We start from the raw sequence: 20,729 nt of genomic DNA on the forward strand, positions 1-20,729 counted from the left end.
TTCTATTCCCCGTTATTCAATCACCGGGTTGACTGAAATGGTGGCTTTCAGTGTATTGGCGATAAAGCAGGCGGTGTGGGCTTCCCTGAATAACTGTTGTAAAGAGGATTCATCCGGTTTTTTATCGGCCTGAAAGCTTATTTCAGGCCGAAGAATCACTTCAGAGACAGCCATGATGTTCTCATCGAGAATGCAGGTGGCTTGGTCGCTGTAGTGGTCTACCACATAACCCTGCTTACAGCACAAGGCAAGGAACGTGAGCAGGAAGCAACTCGCCACGGAGGCGGCTAATAATTCTTCCGGGGTCTGATATTGAGGATTGCGCAGCAGATTGGCGGAGGAACTGACTTCGATTTTTGGACCTCCGTAGAAATAGACCGCGTGCCTGCGATCATAGGAATGGTATTGAAAATCAGGCGTTGTCCGTTGCCATTGAAGCCTTACATTGTAATCTGCCATATAAAAAATCCAGTTGCCGAGGATAATACAATTGTAAGTCAGCTTAAGCTGTTTTGTTAGTCATTCTGATTTAATTTTTATTGGAATGCCAGCAAAAAACAGTTGAAAATGAGGGGCATGAAGTAATTGTTTACAAAGGTTTTTTTGCTCTTTACAATGAGCTAATGATCTGTCAAACAGATCAGACTGGATGCGGCTCTATTGGGACAATAGGCGGCCTCTGAAATTCTCCAAAGTATTAAAAATATCATCACAGAAGGACTCTGAATGAAAAGTAAAATCGGTTTAGCTCTGGCTATAGCATCAACGTCAGCGTTTGCAGGAACCATGGGGCCTGTGGTTGCATCAGAAAAGTTTTTTCTAATCGAAGGTGGCTTGGCTTTTACCCATGCATTCTATAAAGACAACGCCGTTTTCGCTGAATCCTTTACGCCCGTAACCCCGGCTGGATTTTCAATCAATCCCAACAATTTTTACCCTAAAAATTTCTGGGGCGGTTACATGGGGCTGTCTTTTTATTTCCCAAGCTGGCTTCTGAATGCTCGATACAGCCTGTATGAGAGCAAGGAAGAGACCAATTACACGGCGGGTACGGTCATTGAACTGCAACCTGCAAAGCTGGCTTTCACCGCCGACAAGGTATGGGGAAATATTAACCAGCTTTCTTATGGACTGGGTGCCGGTGCGGTTGTTGAGACCTTGAATAAAGGGGAAGCGCGAATTCATATTTCTGCCGATAACCCGGTATCAGAAACATTCCAGGGCCGCACTCAGATTAACCCTCTGGTTGAAGGCTTTGTCATGTACCGCTTCGCTAATAATTTTGGTGCGAAATTTAATCTGGAATATCAAATTCCTGTCAGCAGAACCTTTGGTGATGGTGATTTGAATTTAAGTCTGGGCATTAACTACGCATTACCTGTTTAATCAACCTAAGGAAGCTAACATTATGGACAATTTAAACCGTCAGGATCACCTTGAAGCGGAAGTCTTGTTTGACGACAGTGAATTTTTCGAGCCTTCACTGTCTTCCTGCTGCTGCTGTTGTACAGCGGCTACTTCAGAGATGGCTGATAGCACGGATGCTGCGAAGTAAGTCTCTGACTTCATCTCTCGGAACGGCCTGGCCATCGGTCAGGCTTTTTCGCCGGATAAAACAGATTCTTTTAAAAGCCCACAGCAGCCTTCTTGCAAAGGTTGCCGCCTTTATTTATCCCAAGACGGTGTATCATGAAGTTAACTGTAAGCCTTAATGGCCATTTCCTTTGTCCTTTCCAGGCGTTTGTTGATATCGCCAAAGCCCTGTCGCCTTCACCCGCTTTGCCGATGCAGGTTTTTACTCCTGTCTGTGAACTGACCACCATCAACGACTGGATTAACCTTGAATCCTTAGGTCAACCCACCGCCATTCGGGCACAGGCATTAAGCCAGCAATTACAGACTTTGCTTCGTGCAAAAGAGGTGAATACACTGGAATTGCATGTGCAGATGGCCGAAGGTTGGTTAAGCCGCGATAACCTTTACCTGTTTTTGTTTTTAAACCATTCTGTCAGGGTACGCTTTGTTTTTTATGTGAAGCCTGAACACCTGCAGGAGCTCAAGCAGACCCTGTCATCCGTCGATGAGGCATCCTGGGATATTGATTATCAAACCGATTTGACGCCTCCCATTCCGAGTCTGGAAGGCCCGCAGGCCATGCTTAGCACGGTAGGTTTTGATTTTAATTTTGGGGATGCCCTGACACTGACCGAAACACAAGTGCAAAAATTAGTCGGTTATGCCTGGGTTTGCCTTAAGGCCGGTGCGCCTGAAGCAGGGGGGCGTGCCTTGGATGACCTATTGGCGCACTATCATTTATCGACATCCCAGCGGGAAACCCTGCTGATGCACCTGTTATTGACCCGCTTTCTTGCCCACCAGTATGAAGAGGTCACTGCCAAAGAGCTTCCTCCGGCATGGGTGAGCCTCAGTGCGGCAGATGCCGCAAGCCTGCATTTTATCAAGGCTTACTCCGCTACGCTGACTCGCAATCTTCCAGTGGCCGAACGCCATTTTAAAGCCTGTCAGGTTCATGAAGACATGCCGCTTACGGATGAAAACTCGCTCTATCGCCTCAATCTTTTTGCACTCTTTCTGGTTCTTCAAGGCAGAGAAGACACCGCCTTAGCATTAGAAATACGCATTAAAACATTCATTGAAGACCACCAGATGACCATTACGGGCTTAAACTATGTGAATTTCATCAACATAGCCCGCTTGTATAAAAAAGCGAAACAATTTGATGAAGCATTGCACTATTATGGTCTGGCTTATGAAGAAATCAGCGGCGGAGGGTACACCGTTTACGATCAGATTTATTACCACATGAACCTGGGCGCTGTCTATGAAGCGCAAGGACATGATGAAAAGGCATTGCATTTCTGGGTGAATGCCGCCTTGCACTGGCTGGCCTGCGACAATCCCTATGCCTTGTCCTGGCGTCCCCGTCTGATTCTCGCTCAGGAAAAAATAACCGATATTTTAAAGCCATTGCCTGTGACCAGGGCGGATGATTTTCTGTATGGGAAAATGGTGCAGTTGCTGAAGTCAAGCGGTATGAACTTACCTGCTGATAACGAGTGCATGTATGGGTTTACCGCCAAAAAAACGACGGTAAAAACCGGTTACGCGGATCACCATGTGATGGTTTATTCGACAGCGGCCCGCCTATCGTCTCGACATGATGTCTCGCCCGCCCGGCAACGCCTGCAGGCGTTGGTGTCGCGATTTCTGAAACAGGCGCTGGCCATTGAGGAAAATCACGCCGTCCTCTATGTCAATAGCGGACAGGAAAGGCTTGATGTTTCAGCCGAGGAAGCCTTTGTGATTGCTGCACTCAACGGATGTGAAGCCTGTTATTACCAGGGCAGACGGCTTGCCTTGAGTGAGGAAAAGAAAAAAGCGCTGCTCAATGGGGTTCAAGTGCATCTTACGCCTGCGATTCAGTCGATGGAAGCGAAGGACGGTGCATTAGAATTAAAATACCATCGCAGTTTTCTCAACAAGCGCCTTTCCGAGCCGCTGGCCATCGAGTTAATTAAGCGGCTCAGGCTTAAGGATGGTCTCTATTATCATCAGTTTAAAGCCAATGAGCAGCTTGCCTTGCAGAGCCTGGTTGAAAAAAAAGTGGTTGTTTTCAGGAATGTCTTGCGGCACAAGCCTGAGGCAGCGGCAAAAATACCCTGCGCAGAAGAGGTCTAGGCCCCGGATTTCAGAAGCCAATCGTTGACGTTTTGTATAAGGATGAATGCGGTGTATATCATTAATGACTATGAGTTAATCGAAACAGATCTGGAGTTGTATTTAAGTAACTACGGCAAAGGCATCAAGATTCCGAGCCAAACCTTAAAGGCTTTGTTGTATGCCCTAAAAAATCAGCCCCGGCTTGAAATCAGCCAGGAAAACCTGACAGCGCTTGCAGCCAATCATGGCGTTGATGTGGACGCACTCAAAAAAGTATTAATCAACCAGCTTAATGTGCTGAAGCCCATGCAGAGAAGAAAATTTCCAGCGATTTACATCAACAGCGACGACACCCTGGTGGCGGAATTACTTCAGGAGACGCTGAAAAAAGAATACGATTGCCATCGTGTAACGTCGTCGCATCATCACTATTCCCCCTCAAGCCTGGTGATTTTTTATCGTAAAAATTACTCGCATACTGATTTTAAAACCTTGTATCGAGAGATGCCCTCTCAGGTTTACTTTATTACCGCCGGTGTGCTGCACAAGCTGCTTATCATTGATAATCTTTATTTTAAAGACAGCGGTTTGCCCAGCCATTTTTCAAACCTTCATCAGTTAATCGGCTATCTGAAAAGCGACATACCGGCAACAAAGAACAATTGGTTATTGTTTTACCGTGAGTTGTTAAAGCAGGGAGCGGATCAATTCCCGGATTCACCGGTTAATGCCTGCCAACAAGGGTATATAGCCTACTGCCTGCATCAGTTTGCCGCGCAGTTCACGCAGTTGTGGGGAGCACCAACCCCGCTCGATAAAATCAATTGGTTCTGGCATGTGGATTTGAGCAGTTTTACGGTGCATCAGGAAATCGCTGTGCATTCGCCCTTTGCCGAAGAAGACAGGCGGCTTGATTTAGCTAATCGGCAAGAGGAGCGTGTTGAATGAGTGCCACGCTTAAAAAGCCGTTTATCAGCGGGTTAGTGGAAGGGCATCTGGACGCGCAAGTGTATCAGGATATTCTGAAAACGCATGCCAAAGAGAGCATCACCTTGCTTGATTTTGGTCATTTGGCAATTACCAATGTGGATCAACGTGCCATCAGCCGTGTTCAGTTCACTGAGTGTGAAATTTCGCCATTTCATCACCATGACGTGGCCTGCCAAACGCCGGAAGAGGCCTTCTTTTCCCGCGAGGCTTCCACCACGCATTTTGCACAACAACCGGTTGATTTTTCGCTGATTGAGACCCTGCTGATTCATTCGTTTTCACCCAATGACGACAATCATCGCCCTTACCCTTCGGCAGGCGGGTTGTATCCGGTTGAACCGCTGGTGTTTCTTTTTGAGGAGCGACTCACTCAGTCTGCCCCAGTCACCTCTGGCGCTTATCATTTCAGACCCATCAGCAAAACATTGCAACGCATGAAGACCATGTCGAGCGCTGTTTTTTTCGAGCAATTGCTGCACGGATTAATTACGCCGGAGGGTTTTCCCGCCTTTGCTGTTTTGTATATCGCCCATGTTGGCAAAGCCCTGTTTAAATACCGCTACCGCGGTTACCGTCATGCGGTCATGGAGGCTGGGTCCATGTATCAACAGGCTTTGCATACAGCCCAGACGTTGGGCCTGCGGAGCACGGTGTGGTCGTCCTTCAGTGATCATCAGGTAATGCACGCGCTGGATTTGGATCCGACGGTCTACCTGCCTTTAACCATGCAATTATTTGGATACGGTGCGTCAAATGACTGACTTGAATTTAACCCGGCAAAGGCATCTGCCTTATGCCTCAGCGTCCCATGCCTCCATTCACCATGCCACCAAATTCAAGCTGTGCATGGAGAGCAATCTGTCCACGCCACGATCAGCGGTGATCGACGGCATCATCAGCTATGGAGGAAGTACGGGCATTGGATTGAACCTCCCCAGAAAAGCATATGGCGAATTTTATGAACGCAATCATTTGTTTACCAAAGTGCCTGTGAACAGTAAGAAAAAACTGGCCGATGTGAAGCCGCTTTCCTGGCAGAAAAAATTACTGTCATTGTGTCAGGAAGGGCGGGACGCCGAGGCCAGCCTTGAGCATGAATTTGCCTTTACCCGGGTGTATAACCTGTTTGACGACACACCCGGCGACTATTTCCATAATGCTATTGCTTTAAATGGCCGAAAAGAAGATGCTCCCTACCTTCATTTCAGCGACAGTTGCGCCTGTGCGTCTCACCCTGTTCGGGAAAAAGCCCTCTACAATTCGCTGATGGAATTCATTGAGCGGCAGGCACTGCTGGGCAGTTGGCTTTCACAACGATGTCAGTACGCCATCGACCCGCAATTGCTCAAAGCTCTGACGCCCTACAGGGAGTTGACCGAGCGCTTGCTCGATAACGGGGAGCTGTTTATTTTTGCCAATGGCAATCACCTGCCAGGCCATACCGTAATCCTGTTTTATTTTGCCCACTCCCCCAACGACATGGTGCAGTATTCCATCGGTTCAAGCAGCGGCTTAACGCTTACGGAAGCGTTAACCTCCTCCCTGGAGGAGCTTTATCAATGTTATACCTTTTTGTATAACATGGAATGCTCGGAGGGTTTGGCCAATAAAGCCGGCGCTGGATACCACCTTCAATTTCAGCAGTGCAATCATGCAGGAATCAAAGAAACCATCCCGTTTTTTAAAACATCGATTCCATGCAAAATAGCCACCCTTGCTGATGTGCATGATCTTAAAGCCTACCGGTATGAAGAAATCTTATCGGCTTTGAGTGCCTTAAGTACGGATATTTTCTATTACCATGCTTACGATGAGGCTCTCGGGCTTCATTTTACCAAAATCATGAGCCCGGATTTTTTTGCCCACATGTCGCTCAATAATGGACTTAATATTGACAATGCGTATGCCCGAACGTTAAACATTACCCGTGAGAATGCTTACCTTGCAAAAATTCCCTTTCCCTAGACAGGATTCAGGCTTTTTTCTGGGGTCTCAGGGCGGGCTGGCAGTCGGCCCTGTGCATCCAGGTACCTGTATTGCTGCATGATTGCGGTATGCTGTTTCACAATCTGGTGTACTTGAGTTTCTGTCAGCATATTGAGCCAATCGCCGGCAATGCCTTTGCGGAAGAAAGACCCATTTTGTTTTTCCTTAAAGCCAAATTGCCGTTCAAAATTCTGCAGTTTTTCAAATGACGAATCCTCAATGGCTTGAGCAATTTCTTCCAGGGTGAAATCAAGATTCAAAAAATGCAATGCCTTGCTGAACGAAGTCACCGGATCCCTCACCATGTCTTCATAACGCAAAACCAGCACCGGGAAATCCGGCAGCAGCGTCCAGCTTTCAACATGCAAGGACCAGGACAATAATTTCTGACGCAGTTGTTTGTCACGTTGCCCGGGAAGGGGGACTTCGAAACCGGGTTGTCCCATCATGTGGATGCTCCAGTCCAGAGGGCATTGCACATGATGCGCCAGTGAAATGGCCACATCAAGGGGGTTACGGATAAAATAAATCGCACCCAGACAGCCCTCGCTCGGGAAGAGCGGTTGATGTTCATCGATGAACGTGTAGGCGTCGTGGACTTTGATATACACCGGGCGCTTTAGCGTTGCCGCATAAGACGCATAGGTTTTGGGACGTAACTGATCCACCTCATCATCGCTTAAGGCGGAACTGTCAAAGCCTAAGGCTTTATTCATCCATCCGCGGTTGGCCACCATCGGCGAGCCCAGGATGCTGTCCATTTCATTGATGCGGTTTAAACCGGAAGCCGGCTGCAATAATTTCGACAAGACAATGCGAAACCAGGTATTTCCTGATTTCGGATAAGAAGCCAACCAGAAAATACCTTGGGTTTCAGGCATAACGACCTTCCTCTCGTGTGAATGGGTTAATATCGTGGATGTGCTTGAGTTTACGCAACAGATTCCTGCTCAACAGCATCACTGCAAGGATAAAGCCGCTTAAAAACCCAAGGCGCAGACCAATGGGGCCGCCGTGCAGGTTAAACGCGGCTACCGCGCTCAAGGGCAATGAAACGCCCCATAAAGCCAGCAAATTAATGCGGCTCGAGTTTTTTGAATCATGAAAGCCGCGCAAGGCAGACGAAAGCAGGTTACGCAACCCATCAATGACAAGAAAACCGGCGCTCAACAAAAAGAACGCCCTGGACAGGGAATCCAATGAATGCGAAAGCGGGGCTTTGCCAAAATAAAAACGGGTCAGCTCGTTAGAAAAAAGCGAAAATGACACAACGACTGGCAGCATGTACACTGCGAAAAGGCACAGTGCTGCCAGAAGAATGTCTGAAAGAGCTGGGTGCGGCTTTCTTCGTTCTTCACTGATTTTTAGTGCCAGAGCCTGGGATAAACCCAAATTAAGCATAAAAAAGAGGAGAGCATACTGATTGGTTATTTGCAGTGCAGCCAGGGCATTGACACCAAAATAACCCATCAGGTAGGTGGCAAAAGCCATTACTGCCAGTTCTCCGCCAAACTGGATGCCGATAGGCAGCCCGAGTTTGAGAATCTCGCGGCACAAACGCCAATCAGGTGTCAGAGACCAGTTCAATAACCGCTTGTTCTTGCGCCACAGAAGGTAAAACATGCCGCACACCAGCAGGAGTTGCACCCACAAACTGGCTAAAGAAGCCCCGGCCAGACCCCAGTGCGGTACCAGCCCGCAGGCGGCAACGAGAGTCAAAGGCAGACTGACCAGCTCAAGCCATAGCGCAACCTGCGCTTTACCGGACCCTAAATAAAATTGCAGAATAACGGTAAGCCATAATAAGGGAAAAAGACCTAAGGCTGAAAAGAAAAAATAACCCCGTGTTAAAGCGACCAGTGCGGCGTCCTGATGAAATAAGAGCAGTAACTTATCCATACAAACCAGGCTTAAGGCCGCAGGAAGGGCAATGGCTGAGGCTAAAAGCAAAGCATTCACAAGGAGTCGCTGAGGGTAGGCGGAAGGCTCAGGCTGCGACCGAATAAGGATGCCGATGGCGTAAAAGATGGACGTTGTCAGGGTCAAGATAACCATGTAACTTGAAATGGCCAAAGAACCGGCTGCGAGTTGTTCTTCACCGAGCCGTGCAACCATCATCATCACCATAAAATGCCCGCTAACATGAAGCAGTCGGCTGACACTGATCGGTAAGGCAAGGCGTAAAAGCGCCAGAAAGGGGGGCTTGCTTCTTGTTACTTCCTGTAAGGGGGCGATGTCCATTTTTTATGACGAATCAAGGCGTTAGGCGCGGTAATCATAAGAGAATATTCGCTGTTTAACAAGACGATTGGATAGAAAAAGGTTGGCAGCGATTGGCGTTGAGTGCTTGGTTTTAATAGCACGATGACTTCGCCAGTGGATGCCTGTGCAGACAAGGTTAATCAACCGATTTATGGCGGTACTAAGCCCTGGTGCGGGCTGTGTATTATACTGTTGAAAAGTACTGTATTTGGTAACGATGATGCCGTCCACCCAGGCCCCTCTGATTTCGTTGATGAAAAAATTTGGCTATACCGCAAATCATCAAGGGATATGCGCGGGGTTAATCTGCATGACGGCTTTTGCGGAACTGGTTGATGAAGAAGAGCGCTTCGATCGGCGCATCGAGTTAATCAACGAACTTCATGCCGCAAAAATAACTTATGAAGGAACGACCGATGTCAGGGAAATGCTGCGGTTGATTCGCAATAAAGTGAAGAAACACCAAAAATTAACGTCCTTTGAAAAACGAATGATGGGTATTGATGCGTTCTTTGCCGGCATAGAACTGGCCCATCATACCGAACGGTATCGGGATTTTTTGGGTGAGTTTGTCGCGAAAGCGGACATTGAACAATTATCCGGAGTGATTGGGTCTAAAAAAATCGCTGCACTGGGCGGCGTGGAAAAAGTGTACTCCGAGCCGTTTATAGGAAGCGAAAAAAAATTAAAACGTTATTTAAAAGGCTTAAGCGAGGTTCTAACCGAGTATGACAAGAACGCTGGCGACAATGCCAATACCCGTCTGTCCATCAGCCTTTACAGTCCCCTCCATCGTCTTCGCATCAAATACCTCCCGGCCGAAGACGCCTGGCTTTTTACCGATCCCAATCAATTGCCTACTAAAAAAATCCCTTCGAGGCAGTTGGCGTCTGAAATAATCAGTGCATTTCATGACAAAACGCACAGCGCCTTTGAAGTGCAGGTTTATACGGTTCGAAAAAATCCATGCCTTAAACCTGTGCAAGCGCAGTTTGATCAGTTCAGACAATCCCGGACAATCACCAAAGACGACGCCGAGAAAGCAACAAAAAAAACAGCGGTTCAAACCGGAGGCACACGCATTGCCCATGTGGCAGCCATGCACGACGATGTGAAGACCTTAAGGCACCTGGCGGATTTAAACAGGAAATACCTTCAGGTAGAGGATAATGATGGTTATACCCCCATGCTCTATGCCGCCCAATACGGGCATAAAGAGGCCCTGGCCTTTCTTGCCTCGCAACACGAGGATGACTTGATAAAAACAACGATCCTGGGTTTTTCTCCCATGGATTTAATCATACTGAATGACCACGCGCATCTCATCAAAACGCTGGCCCCCTATCGCCGGTTATGGGCCGGGCTTCCAGAAAGCGAGTCGCCGCTTTTTAAGGCGGCAAGGCAGGTGAAACCCGGGGTGTTGCTTGCGCTTCTTGAACTGGATCCTCATGCTTTAAATCAGGCTGATGATCGGGGTGAAACTGCCGTTCATCTGCTCATGAGGGGAGAGATCGATGCGAGTCTGATTGAAAAGCTTGCAGGTCATGGCGCTGATTTTATGAAATCCTCGGCTCAGGGGGTGACACCGCTGTCGCTTGCTGTCAATAGAAAAAAATGGGACTGGGTGACCATCATGCTGCTTAATCAACCCACGGTGATGGAAACCCCTAAAAGCATGGATGCTTCTGCCCTGAAGGACGCAGTTTTTAAATACCTTCAGTCGTTGCCGGATACGGAGAGGGATCATTTCATCCAGGGAATTAAAACAAAAAGCAATGGGTTTGGCCAATGGCTTTTTAATCAGTCTGCTGCGTTTAAGGCCTCGTCCTTACGGCTGTTCAAAGAAGAATCGACACCGTTTGAAGAATTTGCCGGTGAATTGGACAAACGGTTTCCTGCCGGCGGCGATTTAGCCCTGTAAGCGGCTTCTTTCGTATTCATTTGTTCCTGAATGATAAAACAAGAAAGCCGACATGCTGCAATCGCTGACAGAGTGAGATAAGATAATCATTCAGAAAAAGGATTACTCGTGCAGTGAAGGCAGGGATGAAGCAATGACGTATTTAAAATTCTATTTAGGTGCCGGCTGTTTGCTCTCAGGCTCGTTGGCGATGGCTGATAGTCAGGGCTGGTTTGTTCGCGCAGGCGCAGGCCTTGGCGAACCTGATTTTCATTCGACCATGACCGTCAATAATGGTTCCGGTTTCCCGGCCCCACTCAACAACGATGTGTATTCAACCAGCAAAAAAACAGCGGCAACCGTTGATTTGGCGACGGGATACCGTTGGTCTCGCCAGCAGACCTGGTTGCCTGTCTTGAGCGCAGGGTTAACTTACCAGCATTTGTTCAGCAACGAAATCAATGGCACGATCACCCAATATGCCTTACCTCAATTCGCCAATTACCAATACACCTGGGCGGTTGAAAGCGAGGTGTTGGCGATTTTTGCACGAGCGAATCTCAGCCAATACCAGCGTTTTCTGCCTTATCTGGAAGGCAGCATCGGATCGGCGTGGACTACAGCATCGCATTACCGGGAGACCGCTGTCTCCGGTGTGACGCCGAGAGTCAGCCCGATGTTTCGTCGTCACACCGCGACGGAATTCACCTATAGCCTTGGTGCTGGCATTGACGTTGTTCTGACCGAAAAAATCATGTTGTCGTTAGGGTACGAATTCAGAGACTGGGGCAGCCTCACGTCCAAACCCGGTGAATTAACCTGGTCGCAGGAACACTTGAATGCCGGGCATTACCGTACCCATTCAGGCTTAATCCGTGTGACTTATCTGTTTGGCCAATCCCCAGCGCCTTTATCAAAATAAGAGATTCTGCCATGCCTAAAACCAATTATTTATTAAGTGTTGTGTTATCCATGTTCCTGAATACCGCGTTTGCCTCTGATCCCGTTTCCTGGGCATTGAGCCCGGCAGGGGGGTTCAGTCCTACTCAGGTGGGGCATCAATCGCATGTCACTTACACCTTAACCAATCATTTGCCCCTGGCGGCTACCCTTGAAACATCCATCACGTCCACAGGAGGCCATTTTTCAGTAGTGAACGGCTGTGCCGGCAAAACGCTGGCGCAAAACGCGCATTGCAATATCACCATTGCGTTTGCTCCTTCGGAAGTGGAGGTGTCAACCCTTCAGTTAACCTACGGTTATCACAATAACCGCATTCCCTTGCCTACATTACGGGCACAAGGAACAGGCGCGCCAACGGGGGTGCAGGGCAGTATCGCCGGCCTTCCGGCGGTGATGACATTAAACCCGCTGCAAACGCCTGACTTTACATTAACGTACACCAACACCCGTAATGTGGCGGTCACTGGTTTTGCCGGCAATGCCATGGGGGCTAATCTTGTAACTGTGACGCCCGCTGTAGCCAATGTGGCGGTGTTGGAGAATAACTGCGGAACCCCGGGAGTCCCTGTGGTATTGCAACCATATGCCTCCTGCACGGTCACAGGACAAATCACCCCGACCCACACAGGGCAACTGGCATTGCGTGGGTTATTTACCTATGGTACTCAATCGGCCGAGGTGCGGGCTTCCGCCGTCGTTGAGCAGGGTAGCGGGAGCTGCACCGTGCATGGTCAGATGGCATTGCCCCTGCCGGCAGTGACTTACCAATACAGTGACAATACGGTTAAATTCATTTTTGAAAACGAATGCAGCGCCCGCGCGGCTGCCTTAGGTCAGGTGCAGGTGACGACCAGTTTTACTCCGAACAGCGGGCAGAGAGCCACGACCACGGTGTTGCCGACGTATGATACCTGCTCAGGCCAAACCTTGCCGGCTCAGGGGCAGTGTTATGTAATTGCGTCGGTTATTCCTCAAAACACCGCTCAGGAAATGAAAATACAGGCGAGTGTTTTGGCCGGCGGCGTCACTGCCACGGCATCGACTTCAGCGCCTGTGCGTGCGAATAACACCAGCAGTCATACCGTGCATTTTGTTAACCAGTGTCATTTTAATGTCTGGTATGGCATTGCCAACGGCTCGGGCGGTATTTTTTCACCCGATCCAACCCCGGGAAGCCAGAGCAGCAATGGTGCGCCAGCCAGTTCTTACCTGCTTCCCAAACAGGTGACTGGTCAATTGCCCAGCACCATTGATATTACGGTGGATGCTTACGTTAATGGCGCTATCTGGCCACGAACCGGTTGTGCCTCTGATGGGGTCAATTTTGCCTGTGAAACGGGCATGTGCAATACGCTGTCTGCTACGTCGGGGACCTGCGTGGTGAGAGGCGGAGCACTGGATCAACCGTCACCGCCCTATACCAAGTTTGAGTTTACCATCAATTCAACTCCTGCCACCGATGGCGTGTACGATGTGTCGGTTATCAATGGCATGAATGTGCCGGTCGAAATCAAAGGGCTTGGTCCTGTTTCGGCGAGCGCTCCTTTTCAGTGCACCGGAGCCGGTGCACTGATGCAACCCCAGGGCAACAGCCTGGGCTCTTGCCCCTGGACATTTGATCCTTCCTTTTCCGGTGTGACGCCGGTGGATGTGGTATGGGTCAATGCCGGTGCTGATGATGGCTGTTTAAGCGACAGTGACTGTTCTAACGGGCAGGTTTGCGGTATGGCGTTTAACAGTGTCCCTGCCAACGCCCCGATTAACCGCCGCTGCGGTGACTTCATCGGCTACACGGCCATTACCAATTTTGTCGGTTATCCTTTAAACGGTCAGTGGGGCAGTCAGAACCTTTACACTAAGTATGATATCGGCACCGCCATGACGACCATTTCGGCAAAAAATTACGGGACCTTTGGCGGCAACCCGGCCATTTTTGGTAATCTGCTGGCCTGCCAGGTCACCAGCAATGATTCAGCCAATACCTGCTACAACAGCGGCCTTCCCAACCTGGCCAATTGCTGCGGGTGTGTCGATTGGCCAACCAGCAGTGTCCCTACGGCGGTGAGCGCCAGTTGTGCCAGTACCAATGCTGATTGGACGACGACAGCGGGTACACAAGTCACAGGACAGAATGCCATTTTGTGGTTGAAAAAAGCCTGTCCGACCGCCTATTCCTATCAATTCGATGATCCGTCCAGTTCCTTTACCTGCAACCCGGGCGCAACGACACGGACAAGTTATCAGATTGTTTTCTGCCCGGGAGGCCAGTCGTCGTTGCCTGCGGGTGCAGTGGATGGGCGATAAGGGTAGAAATACCGCGGCATGGCCGCGGTTTCTATGGGTTACTGAAACAAGGCTTTGACAATGTGTGGAAAAAACACAGTAAAAATTAAAATGGCGACAATGATGGTGAAATTGATTCGATTGCCAGCGTTGATGGGTTTTTCACCACGATTGATATTGACGCTGCCAAAGCCTTCATTGGAACTGTAAAAAGTATCCTGATCCACAACAATGGCCTGGGGGATAAGCTGATCGGATTCTGTTTTGACTGTGCTTAATTTCTTGACTGCCGTACCAATCGCAAGAAATTCAATCAGGCCGTTGCCCAATTGATAAACATAGGTTTTTACGCCAACCACGTCGTCTGCGCCTATGGCTTTGGCCTCTTCGTTGATGATATTCAGCGCGTTTTCACGGGCATCATAAAGCAGGGTGGTCAGTTCGGTGATTTCGCCACGCACAAAGGATTTTAATGCGGATGTGATGCCGCCGATAAATCCCAGGGAATAAACCGAGGTCCCCAGCAGCAGACGCAGGGGCGCATACCCTCTGTTGGCCATGTTCCACATTTCAATGTTGGTCATGTCGCTGGTAATGGGTTCCTGCATTTTATCGCCGGACAATTGGGTGCTGTGTGACGCAGTACCAATCATCAGCATTTCATTGACGCCACCAAACGGCAAAATGGTGGTTCGGATTCCGAGCACGGCATTGGCGTTGTATTCGATGGCATGCCCGACAATCCGTGACAGTGCTAAGTGTCGGGTGTGGTTGAAAATATGGGAATACTCTTTAATTTCTCCACGGCCCAGGGTTTTCAAACTACCCATGATACCCCGGCCTATCCCCATGGAATAAGCGACATTGCCGAAGGCGAAACAGATCGGTCGGTAACCGGCATCGAGCTGGGCATACAATTCCTGACCATCGGCCGACGTTGAGAATTTATGGGGGGCCGCGTCAGTGGCATGAACACCTGAGCCTATGGCTAGAAATTCAATATTGGAGCCATGAAAAATCAAATGGCTGTTCACACCGGTAATGCCGGTCGCCCCATGATTATTGGCTTCCTGTAACAGCCGCTGATAGGCTGTTTGTCGGCCTTCCTCAATCAATTGGGTAATCTGGGTCAGTTCGCCGCCCAGCATGGATTTAAGGCCGGACCCAATACTGCCTATAAACCCGAGGGAATGCGTGCTGTTCCCTACGACAATATTGCCTGGAGCATAACCCTTGGCGGCTAAGCAGAAAATCTCATTACCTGATAACCCGGTGGTGACGGTCATGGATGATCCTCGTCATGCTTTTTAACAATAATAGTCGATACCCAGGGGTTTAACACGAGACGAGCTTACCCTTTGTAAACCGTATCCAACGCTTGCGATTCCTCATAGGAATGGCTGTCGTCCTCTTTTTTTTCTTCTTTCTCTTCCTTTTCATTTGAAAATGGAGGTTTTTTTTCGTTTTGTTTGCGCCAGATGGCCCAATCCCGTACGGCTCGGCACAGATTGGTTACTTTGCCTTCATAGCAGGTCGTTAGCGAATTTTTTACCAATTCATCCAACGCCGGCAATGAGTCGCCTTCTTTCTCTTTTTTCATTATTTCAAGAATCATTAGTAATTGTTTAAGAATCAGGAATTGAGGAGAAGGAGGCTTACCGCTGGTTGCATTTTTGACCGAAGCAAAAAAGGAAGTGAAGCTATATCCGCTCTCATTTTTTATACGTTCCTCAAGGCGTTGCAGGTGAGTTTCTGTGAGCGTTTTAAGGATGAAAAAAGACTTGTCCAACTGATGGAAGTCAAGCAGTAGACTGAGATTATCCAGCATCACATCAACTAAATCCGCGTTTTTAAAGACGGTTTTGACTGCTTCCTCATTGGAGTCTATCAGGCAGCGATGAAATAAGAGGCTGGCCTTGAGTTCCGGAGCAACCGCTTGGGGAATGTATTCTTTGTCAAGACGCTCGATGTAAGCGGTGTCTGAAAGGGTTTTTATTGAGGTTAACGGCTTTTTTTCCTGGGCCTGCTGTCCATAGCGATCAAAACTGCCTTTGTAATCGACTGACACAATACGGCCATCCTGTCGTGTAATCAGCAGAAAACAATAGCCGCCAAAATCGAGTGTGGGCGGTTCAGCCGGGATATTATGGCTGGGGATATGATAGCGAAAATGCTTGAGCAGGTGCATGTTCATTGTGCCATGGCCCATGACAATGTGCATATCGGGCGAATTCGTTTTCCTTCCTGCTATCCGGCCGTAGGCGATATTAAGACGTTTCATAAACGACAGCCCATTTTCACCCAGAATGAAATGATCTTCTGTAAAGCTGGCATGATAGCCCTCTTTTGCAAAATCAGCGGCGATATCCGAACAAAGTCGTGATGCACGTCCACTGGCGATAAGCGTTGTATCGTATTGCACTTCTGCGTAATGCGGATCCACAGTGACCTTGTCGATGACCTCGGGCGCAAAGCTGGCATACAAGCCGGTTTGATAGGCTCTGGCGACAGGGGAGACTTTCATTTCAACGTTTTCCATGGATTGAAATAACTTGAAATAAACGAGGGTTGTCGTTTTAAAATGCTGGGTGAGTTTTAAGTCAAAATTGGATTGCGATGCACCGAGGGTAATGGCATCAAGGCCCGCGTCTTCTTTCAATCCCATGCCCTTATTCAGTGAGGAGCAGACTTCATGTCGATGAAGCATCAATACTTCTACCGAAGACTCAGGGTTGCTTTTTTTGGTTTTTGAAACCCATTCCGCCTGTTTAACTGCACGAAAGTAGGCAATGTGTTCAGCTAAAAGCCGGGATTGGGTATACAGGTAGGCATTGATGGCAGGATCGATGGTTTCGCGAATGCCGACAGTATTTAAGTGGCTTTTAATGGTTTCCCGAAGGCTGGACAGTAGACCTAATTTGGAGATGTAGCTTGGCTGCAATTGACCGTAAAGATCAACCAGTTCGTTTAAGCGTCTGCATAAATCATCGACGTTATCGGCAATCATTTCCGGCATGGCGGTGATTGGCGTGGCGAGAAGGGCCATTATCTTTTTTACACGGTCTTCGATTTCCTCGCTGCTCAAGGCCGGATTAGTCAATGTATTCATGTTACTGCGTAAAACGGATTCCAGTTTTTCCTGGTTATCCTTAAGCTCTTTTTGCCATTGCACGATGGCACCCGAATAATGGCTTTTTTTATCCTGCTCTAACCCTACCATGACACTGGCTAAAGAATTCATACTCACCTCGTTCCCTGAAAAAAAAACATTATACAGCAAATTATTTTATTTCCGACCTGTCAACAGGAATTGCAAATTTAAGCAAAAATGGTCAAATAAAACGGAAGACATCACGTTAGTCTAGCGTTTGATGGTAACAAACTGAAAGCGAAACATGAAATACGAAACCCGGCTTAAGAAAGCCATAACCTACATTGGCAGGCATCTGGATGACGATTTGTCGCTTCAGCGATTAAGCGAGGTGTCCTGTATTTCGAAATACCATTTTCATCGTTTATTTACTGTCTCCACCGGTTTGTCCTTATCCCAATACATTAAATGGCTGCGCCTGAAACGAGCCGCTCATCAACTGATTGTGGATAAGAAACAATCCATTTTAACCATTGCAATCAATGCCGGTTTTCATTCCCATGAGGCGTTTACCCGGGCCTTTAAAAAGGCCTGCGGCTACAGCCCGAGCCAATACCGTCGCGGAATCGGATGGTCCCATTGGGAAGAGCCGCCGTATTGTTTGCCTGAACGAGGTCTGACTGATATGAAAGTAGAGATTAAAACCATGCCGCGGACGCGCCTGGCGGTGGTGGAACATCGCGGTGATCCCAAGCGCGTTGGGGAAAGCGTCAATCGACTGGTGACCTGGGCCAAAGCACAACCGGTCAATGTAAAACCAAAACCCGGTGAGGCTTTCGCCTTTGGCTATGATGATCCAAAAATTACCCCGCCTTGCGAATTTCGTCTGGATTTAGGCATCAAGGTTCCTGACTCATTAACGCTTGAGGGGGTAGTCGAAAAATACCTGCCACAAGGGCGTTATGCGTCGGCCATGCACTATGGCTCGCGTGAGAGCATCGGCGATACCGTGTATGCGCTCTATCGGGACTGGCTGCCTGCCAGCGGCGAGCAGCTGGGTGATTTGCCCTGCGTCTTTTGTTATTACAATTTTGACCATGAAGTGGCTGAAACTGAACTGTTAACAGAGTGCTGGCTTTTATTGAAATGACCTTAAGGTCTCCCGCTGTGAAGCGGGGGGCTGCCTGCAAAATCGCGCTTTTTACTGCATCCTGTTTTTAATCGTCTAAAGTTAAATGAGGTGCTCCCCATCCGACTCATGGGGTTATTCTAGGGAGAAGTCAATGATCACAGCGCACTGCCTTGGGTTTCCACGCATTGGATGCAGCCGTCAAATGAAATTTGCTGTTGAATCCTACTGGAAGGGGACGCTTTCTGAAACGGAACTTTTAGCGGTGGGCAGGAGGATACGCCAGGAAAACTGGCAGATGCAGTCTCAGGCAGGGCTTCATTGGGTAACCGTCGGTGATTTTTCCTGGTATGACCACATGCTGGATATGTCGATGACCTTAGGGGTTATCCCTGACCGTTTTGCGGATGTTGGCACGGAACTGGCGACCTGTTTTGCCATGGCCAGAGGCTGCTCATCAGCGGACAAGCCCATAACGGCCTGCGAAATGACCAAATGGTTCAATACCAATTACCACTACATCGTGCCGGAGTTTTCCCCCCATCAATCCTTTGTAGTCAACACCAGCCGCCTTTTCGCAGAGATCGACGAGGCAGAGGCTCACCATTATCCTGTTAAAGTCGTTATGCCTGGGCCTTTAAGTTACTTGTGGCTGGGGAAAACTTACCCTGCATTTGATAAGCTGACGCTGTTGCCGGCTTTACTTGACGCCTATCAACACCTGCTGTCTGCATTGAGCACCAAAAACGTAAGCTGGGTACAACTCGACGAACCCATTCTGGTTCTCGATCTCCCCTTAGCCTGGCAGCATGCATTCATGCAGGCTTATGACAGCCTTCAACCCGAGGGTTGTAAGTTGATGCTGACAACCTATTTTGGGGGGATGGAGGAAAACGGGGACTGGGTCTGTCGTTTACCCGTCAGTGGATTGCATGTGGATGCCGTTACGGCACCTGAGCAGGTCAAATCGCTGATGCAGCGCCTGCAACCAAACACCTGTCTTTCAGTCGGCATTGTCAATGGCCGCAACATCTGGAAAACCGACCTGATGAAGGCTAGACAGTTTTTAGAACCGCTGTATGAGCAATTGCAATCGCGGTTGTGGATAGGGGGATCCTGTTCCTTTCTGCATTCACCCATGGATCTGGATTTGGAAACATCTCTCGATCTTAAGGTTAAATCCTGGCTTGCCTTTACCAAACAAAAATGCCTGGAACTTGCCAGTCTGGCGCGTGGATTTAACGAAGGCTGGGATGAAATCAAAGCCGTTCTGGCTGACAATCAACACGTCATGCAGCAAAAGCAGACCTCCTCCCTGATTCATAATCCCGGGGTTCAGGCACGTCTTCACACTTTAGACGATCTCAATACAGAACGTGCTCCTTACCCGGAAAGGCAGGCTGCCCAACAGCGTGCCATGCCATTGCCGATATTGCCGACCACCACCATCGGCTCGTTCCCCCAGACCCCTGAGATTCGCAGGCTGCGTCATGATTTTAAGCAGGACAGGATTAGTCTCATTGATTACGAAAACGGGTTGAAGGAGGTGATCCGTGACGTCATTCACCGTCAGGATGCTTTGGGCCTCGATGTGCTGGTTCACGGGGAGGCTGAGCGTGCGGACATGGTGGAGTATTTTGGCGACCAGCTTCAAGGCTTTGCCGCAACCGAGCACGGCTGGGTGCAAAGCTATGGCTCCCGTTGCGTGAAGCCGCCTGTCATTTACGGGGATGTTTCCCGTCCAGAGACCATGACCGTTCCCTGGAGCCGCTACGCGCAATCGCTGACCAATAAACCGGTAAAAGGCATGCTCACTGGCCCGATTACCATTCTGATGTGGTCGTTTGTGCGTGATGATCAACCGATGCGTGATACCGCCCGCCAGTTAGCCTTGGCATTACGCGATGAAGTGATGGATTTGGAGCAGGCCGGCATCAGGGTGATTCAGATTGATGAGCCTGCCTTTCGTGAAGGATTGCCGCTGCGCCGCCGTCACTGGGAGGAGTACCTGGCGGAGGCTGTTCGCTGCTTTAAGTTGACCGCAGGCGGAGTGAAGGAAACCACGCAGATTCATACGCACATGTGCTATTCCGAATTCAATGACGTGATTGAAGCCATCGCAGCCCTGGATGCCGATGTCATTTCCATTGAAACATCGCGTTCCAACATGGAACTACTGGATGCCTTTAAACATTTTTCCTACCCCAATGCCATTGGTCCCGGGGTTTATGACATCCATTCGCCGCGTATCCCGTCGGTGCAGGAAATGATGCACCTGATTGACCGGGCGGCAGCGCTGATTCCGGTTGAGCGTCTGTGGGTTAATCCTGATTGCGGCCTGAAAACGCGAGGTTGGCCTGAAGTGAACACAGCATTAGCCAACATGGTGGAGGCTGCGAAGCGTGTGCGGCAACAATTTCTCAACAGTCGATAGCGAGGTAGCG

General features: G+C 49.1%; 16 protein-coding genes. 11 read left to right on the forward strand and 5 right to left on the reverse strand.

Features of this window, described 5'->3' with window-relative positions:
• Positions 1–12: 12 nt before the first annotated feature.
• Positions 13–459, reverse strand: coding sequence for an OsmC family protein (locus Lrub_RS07190; RefSeq protein WP_058531479.1), 447 nt, complete (start codon positions 457–459; stop codon positions 13–15).
• 267 nt (positions 460–726) lie between these two features.
• Between Lrub_RS07190 and Lrub_RS07195 the strand changes: the two genes are divergently transcribed.
• The 6 genes from Lrub_RS07195 to Lrub_RS07215 all read left to right on the forward strand — a co-directional run bounded on the left by Lrub_RS07195 (position 727) and on the right by Lrub_RS07215 (position 6,636).
• On the forward strand, positions 727–1,386 hold the full coding sequence (locus tag Lrub_RS07195; RefSeq protein ID WP_058531480.1) for a hypothetical protein: 660 nt from the start codon (positions 727–729) through the stop codon (positions 1,384–1,386).
• A gap of 22 nt (positions 1,387–1,408) precedes the next feature.
• Positions 1,409–1,555: a hypothetical protein gene (locus tag Lrub_RS14740; protein WP_156413031.1), complete on the forward strand. Its 147-nt coding sequence runs from the start codon at positions 1,409–1,411 to the stop codon at positions 1,553–1,555.
• A 134-nt stretch (positions 1,556–1,689) separates the two neighbouring features.
• The gene (locus tag Lrub_RS07200) at positions 1,690–3,699 is read left to right on the forward strand and encodes a tetratricopeptide repeat protein (protein WP_058531481.1); all 2,010 of its coding nucleotides are present in this window, start codon (positions 1,690–1,692) and stop codon (positions 3,697–3,699) included.
• 51 nt (positions 3,700–3,750) lie between these two features.
• On the forward strand, positions 3,751–4,629 hold the full coding sequence (locus Lrub_RS07205; protein WP_058531482.1) for an McbB family protein: 879 nt from the start codon (positions 3,751–3,753) through the stop codon (positions 4,627–4,629).
• The gene (locus Lrub_RS07210; RefSeq protein ID WP_058531483.1) at positions 4,626–5,432 is read left to right on the forward strand and encodes a SagB/ThcOx family dehydrogenase; all 807 of its coding nucleotides are present in this window, start codon (positions 4,626–4,628) and stop codon (positions 5,430–5,432) included. The genes Lrub_RS07205 and Lrub_RS07210 overlap by 4 nt, the downstream gene beginning before the upstream one ends.
• A complete protein-coding gene (locus tag Lrub_RS07215) occupies positions 5,425–6,636 on the forward strand; it encodes a YcaO-like family protein (RefSeq protein WP_058531484.1) in 1,212 nt (403 codons plus the stop codon). Before Lrub_RS07210 ends, Lrub_RS07215 begins: the two co-directional genes overlap by 8 nt.
• Here the strand turns inward: Lrub_RS07215 and Lrub_RS07220 are convergent.
• Together Lrub_RS07220 and Lrub_RS07225 are read right to left on the reverse strand one after the other, a co-directional pair.
• Complete coding sequence (locus Lrub_RS07220) at positions 6,633–7,538, reverse strand: sulfotransferase domain-containing protein (protein WP_058531485.1); 906 nt, start codon at positions 7,536–7,538, stop codon at positions 6,633–6,635. The genes Lrub_RS07215 and Lrub_RS07220 overlap by 4 nt on opposite strands.
• Complete coding sequence (locus Lrub_RS07225; RefSeq protein ID WP_058531486.1) at positions 7,531–8,898, reverse strand: MATE family efflux transporter; 1,368 nt, start codon at positions 8,896–8,898, stop codon at positions 7,531–7,533. The genes Lrub_RS07220 and Lrub_RS07225 overlap by 8 nt, the downstream gene beginning before the upstream one ends.
• A 238-nt stretch (positions 8,899–9,136) precedes the next feature.
• Between Lrub_RS07225 and Lrub_RS07230 the strand changes: the two genes are divergently transcribed.
• From Lrub_RS07230 to Lrub_RS07240, 3 genes are all read left to right on the forward strand, one after another.
• Positions 9,137–10,840 carry an ankyrin repeat domain-containing protein gene (locus Lrub_RS07230; RefSeq protein ID WP_058531487.1) on the forward strand — a complete coding sequence of 568 codons (1,704 nt, stop codon included), beginning with the start codon at positions 9,137–9,139 and terminating at the stop codon, positions 10,838–10,840.
• Between the two features lie 133 nt (positions 10,841–10,973).
• Positions 10,974–11,741, forward strand: a complete 768-nt coding sequence (locus tag Lrub_RS07235) for an outer membrane protein (RefSeq protein ID WP_058531488.1) — start codon at positions 10,974–10,976, stop codon at positions 11,739–11,741.
• An 11-nt stretch (positions 11,742–11,752) separates the two neighbouring features.
• Positions 11,753–14,086: a thaumatin family protein gene (locus tag Lrub_RS07240; protein ID WP_058531489.1), complete on the forward strand. Its 2,334-nt coding sequence runs from the start codon at positions 11,753–11,755 to the stop codon at positions 14,084–14,086.
• Positions 14,087–14,124: 38 nt separating this feature from the next.
• On the opposite strand, the gene Lrub_RS07245 is transcribed toward Lrub_RS07240, so the two are convergent.
• Complete coding sequence (locus Lrub_RS07245; protein WP_058531490.1) at positions 14,125–15,351, reverse strand: heavy metal-binding domain-containing protein; 1,227 nt, start codon at positions 15,349–15,351, stop codon at positions 14,125–14,127.
• Positions 15,352–15,416: 65 nt separating this feature from the next.
• Complete coding sequence (locus Lrub_RS07250) at positions 15,417–17,306, reverse strand: hypothetical protein (protein WP_058531491.1); 1,890 nt, start codon at positions 17,304–17,306, stop codon at positions 15,417–15,419.
• A 154-nt stretch (positions 17,307–17,460) separates the two neighbouring features.
• Here Lrub_RS07250 and Lrub_RS07255 point away from each other — a divergent pair, with 154 nt between their 5' ends.
• Both Lrub_RS07255 and metE read left to right on the forward strand, forming a co-directional pair.
• Entirely contained in the window at positions 17,461–18,306 is an 846-nt protein-coding gene (locus tag Lrub_RS07255) for an AraC family transcriptional regulator (protein WP_058531492.1), read from the forward strand.
• A gap of 133 nt (positions 18,307–18,439) precedes the next feature.
• The gene (gene metE / locus Lrub_RS07260) at positions 18,440–20,719 is read left to right on the forward strand and encodes a 5-methyltetrahydropteroyltriglutamate--homocysteine S-methyltransferase (RefSeq protein ID WP_058531493.1); all 2,280 of its coding nucleotides are present in this window, start codon (positions 18,440–18,442) and stop codon (positions 20,717–20,719) included.
• The last annotated feature ends 10 nt before the right edge of the window (positions 20,720–20,729 follow it).

The organism is Legionella rubrilucens, from assembly GCF_001468125.1.
Lineage (GTDB): Bacteria > Pseudomonadota > Gammaproteobacteria > Legionellales > Legionellaceae > Legionella_C > Legionella_C rubrilucens.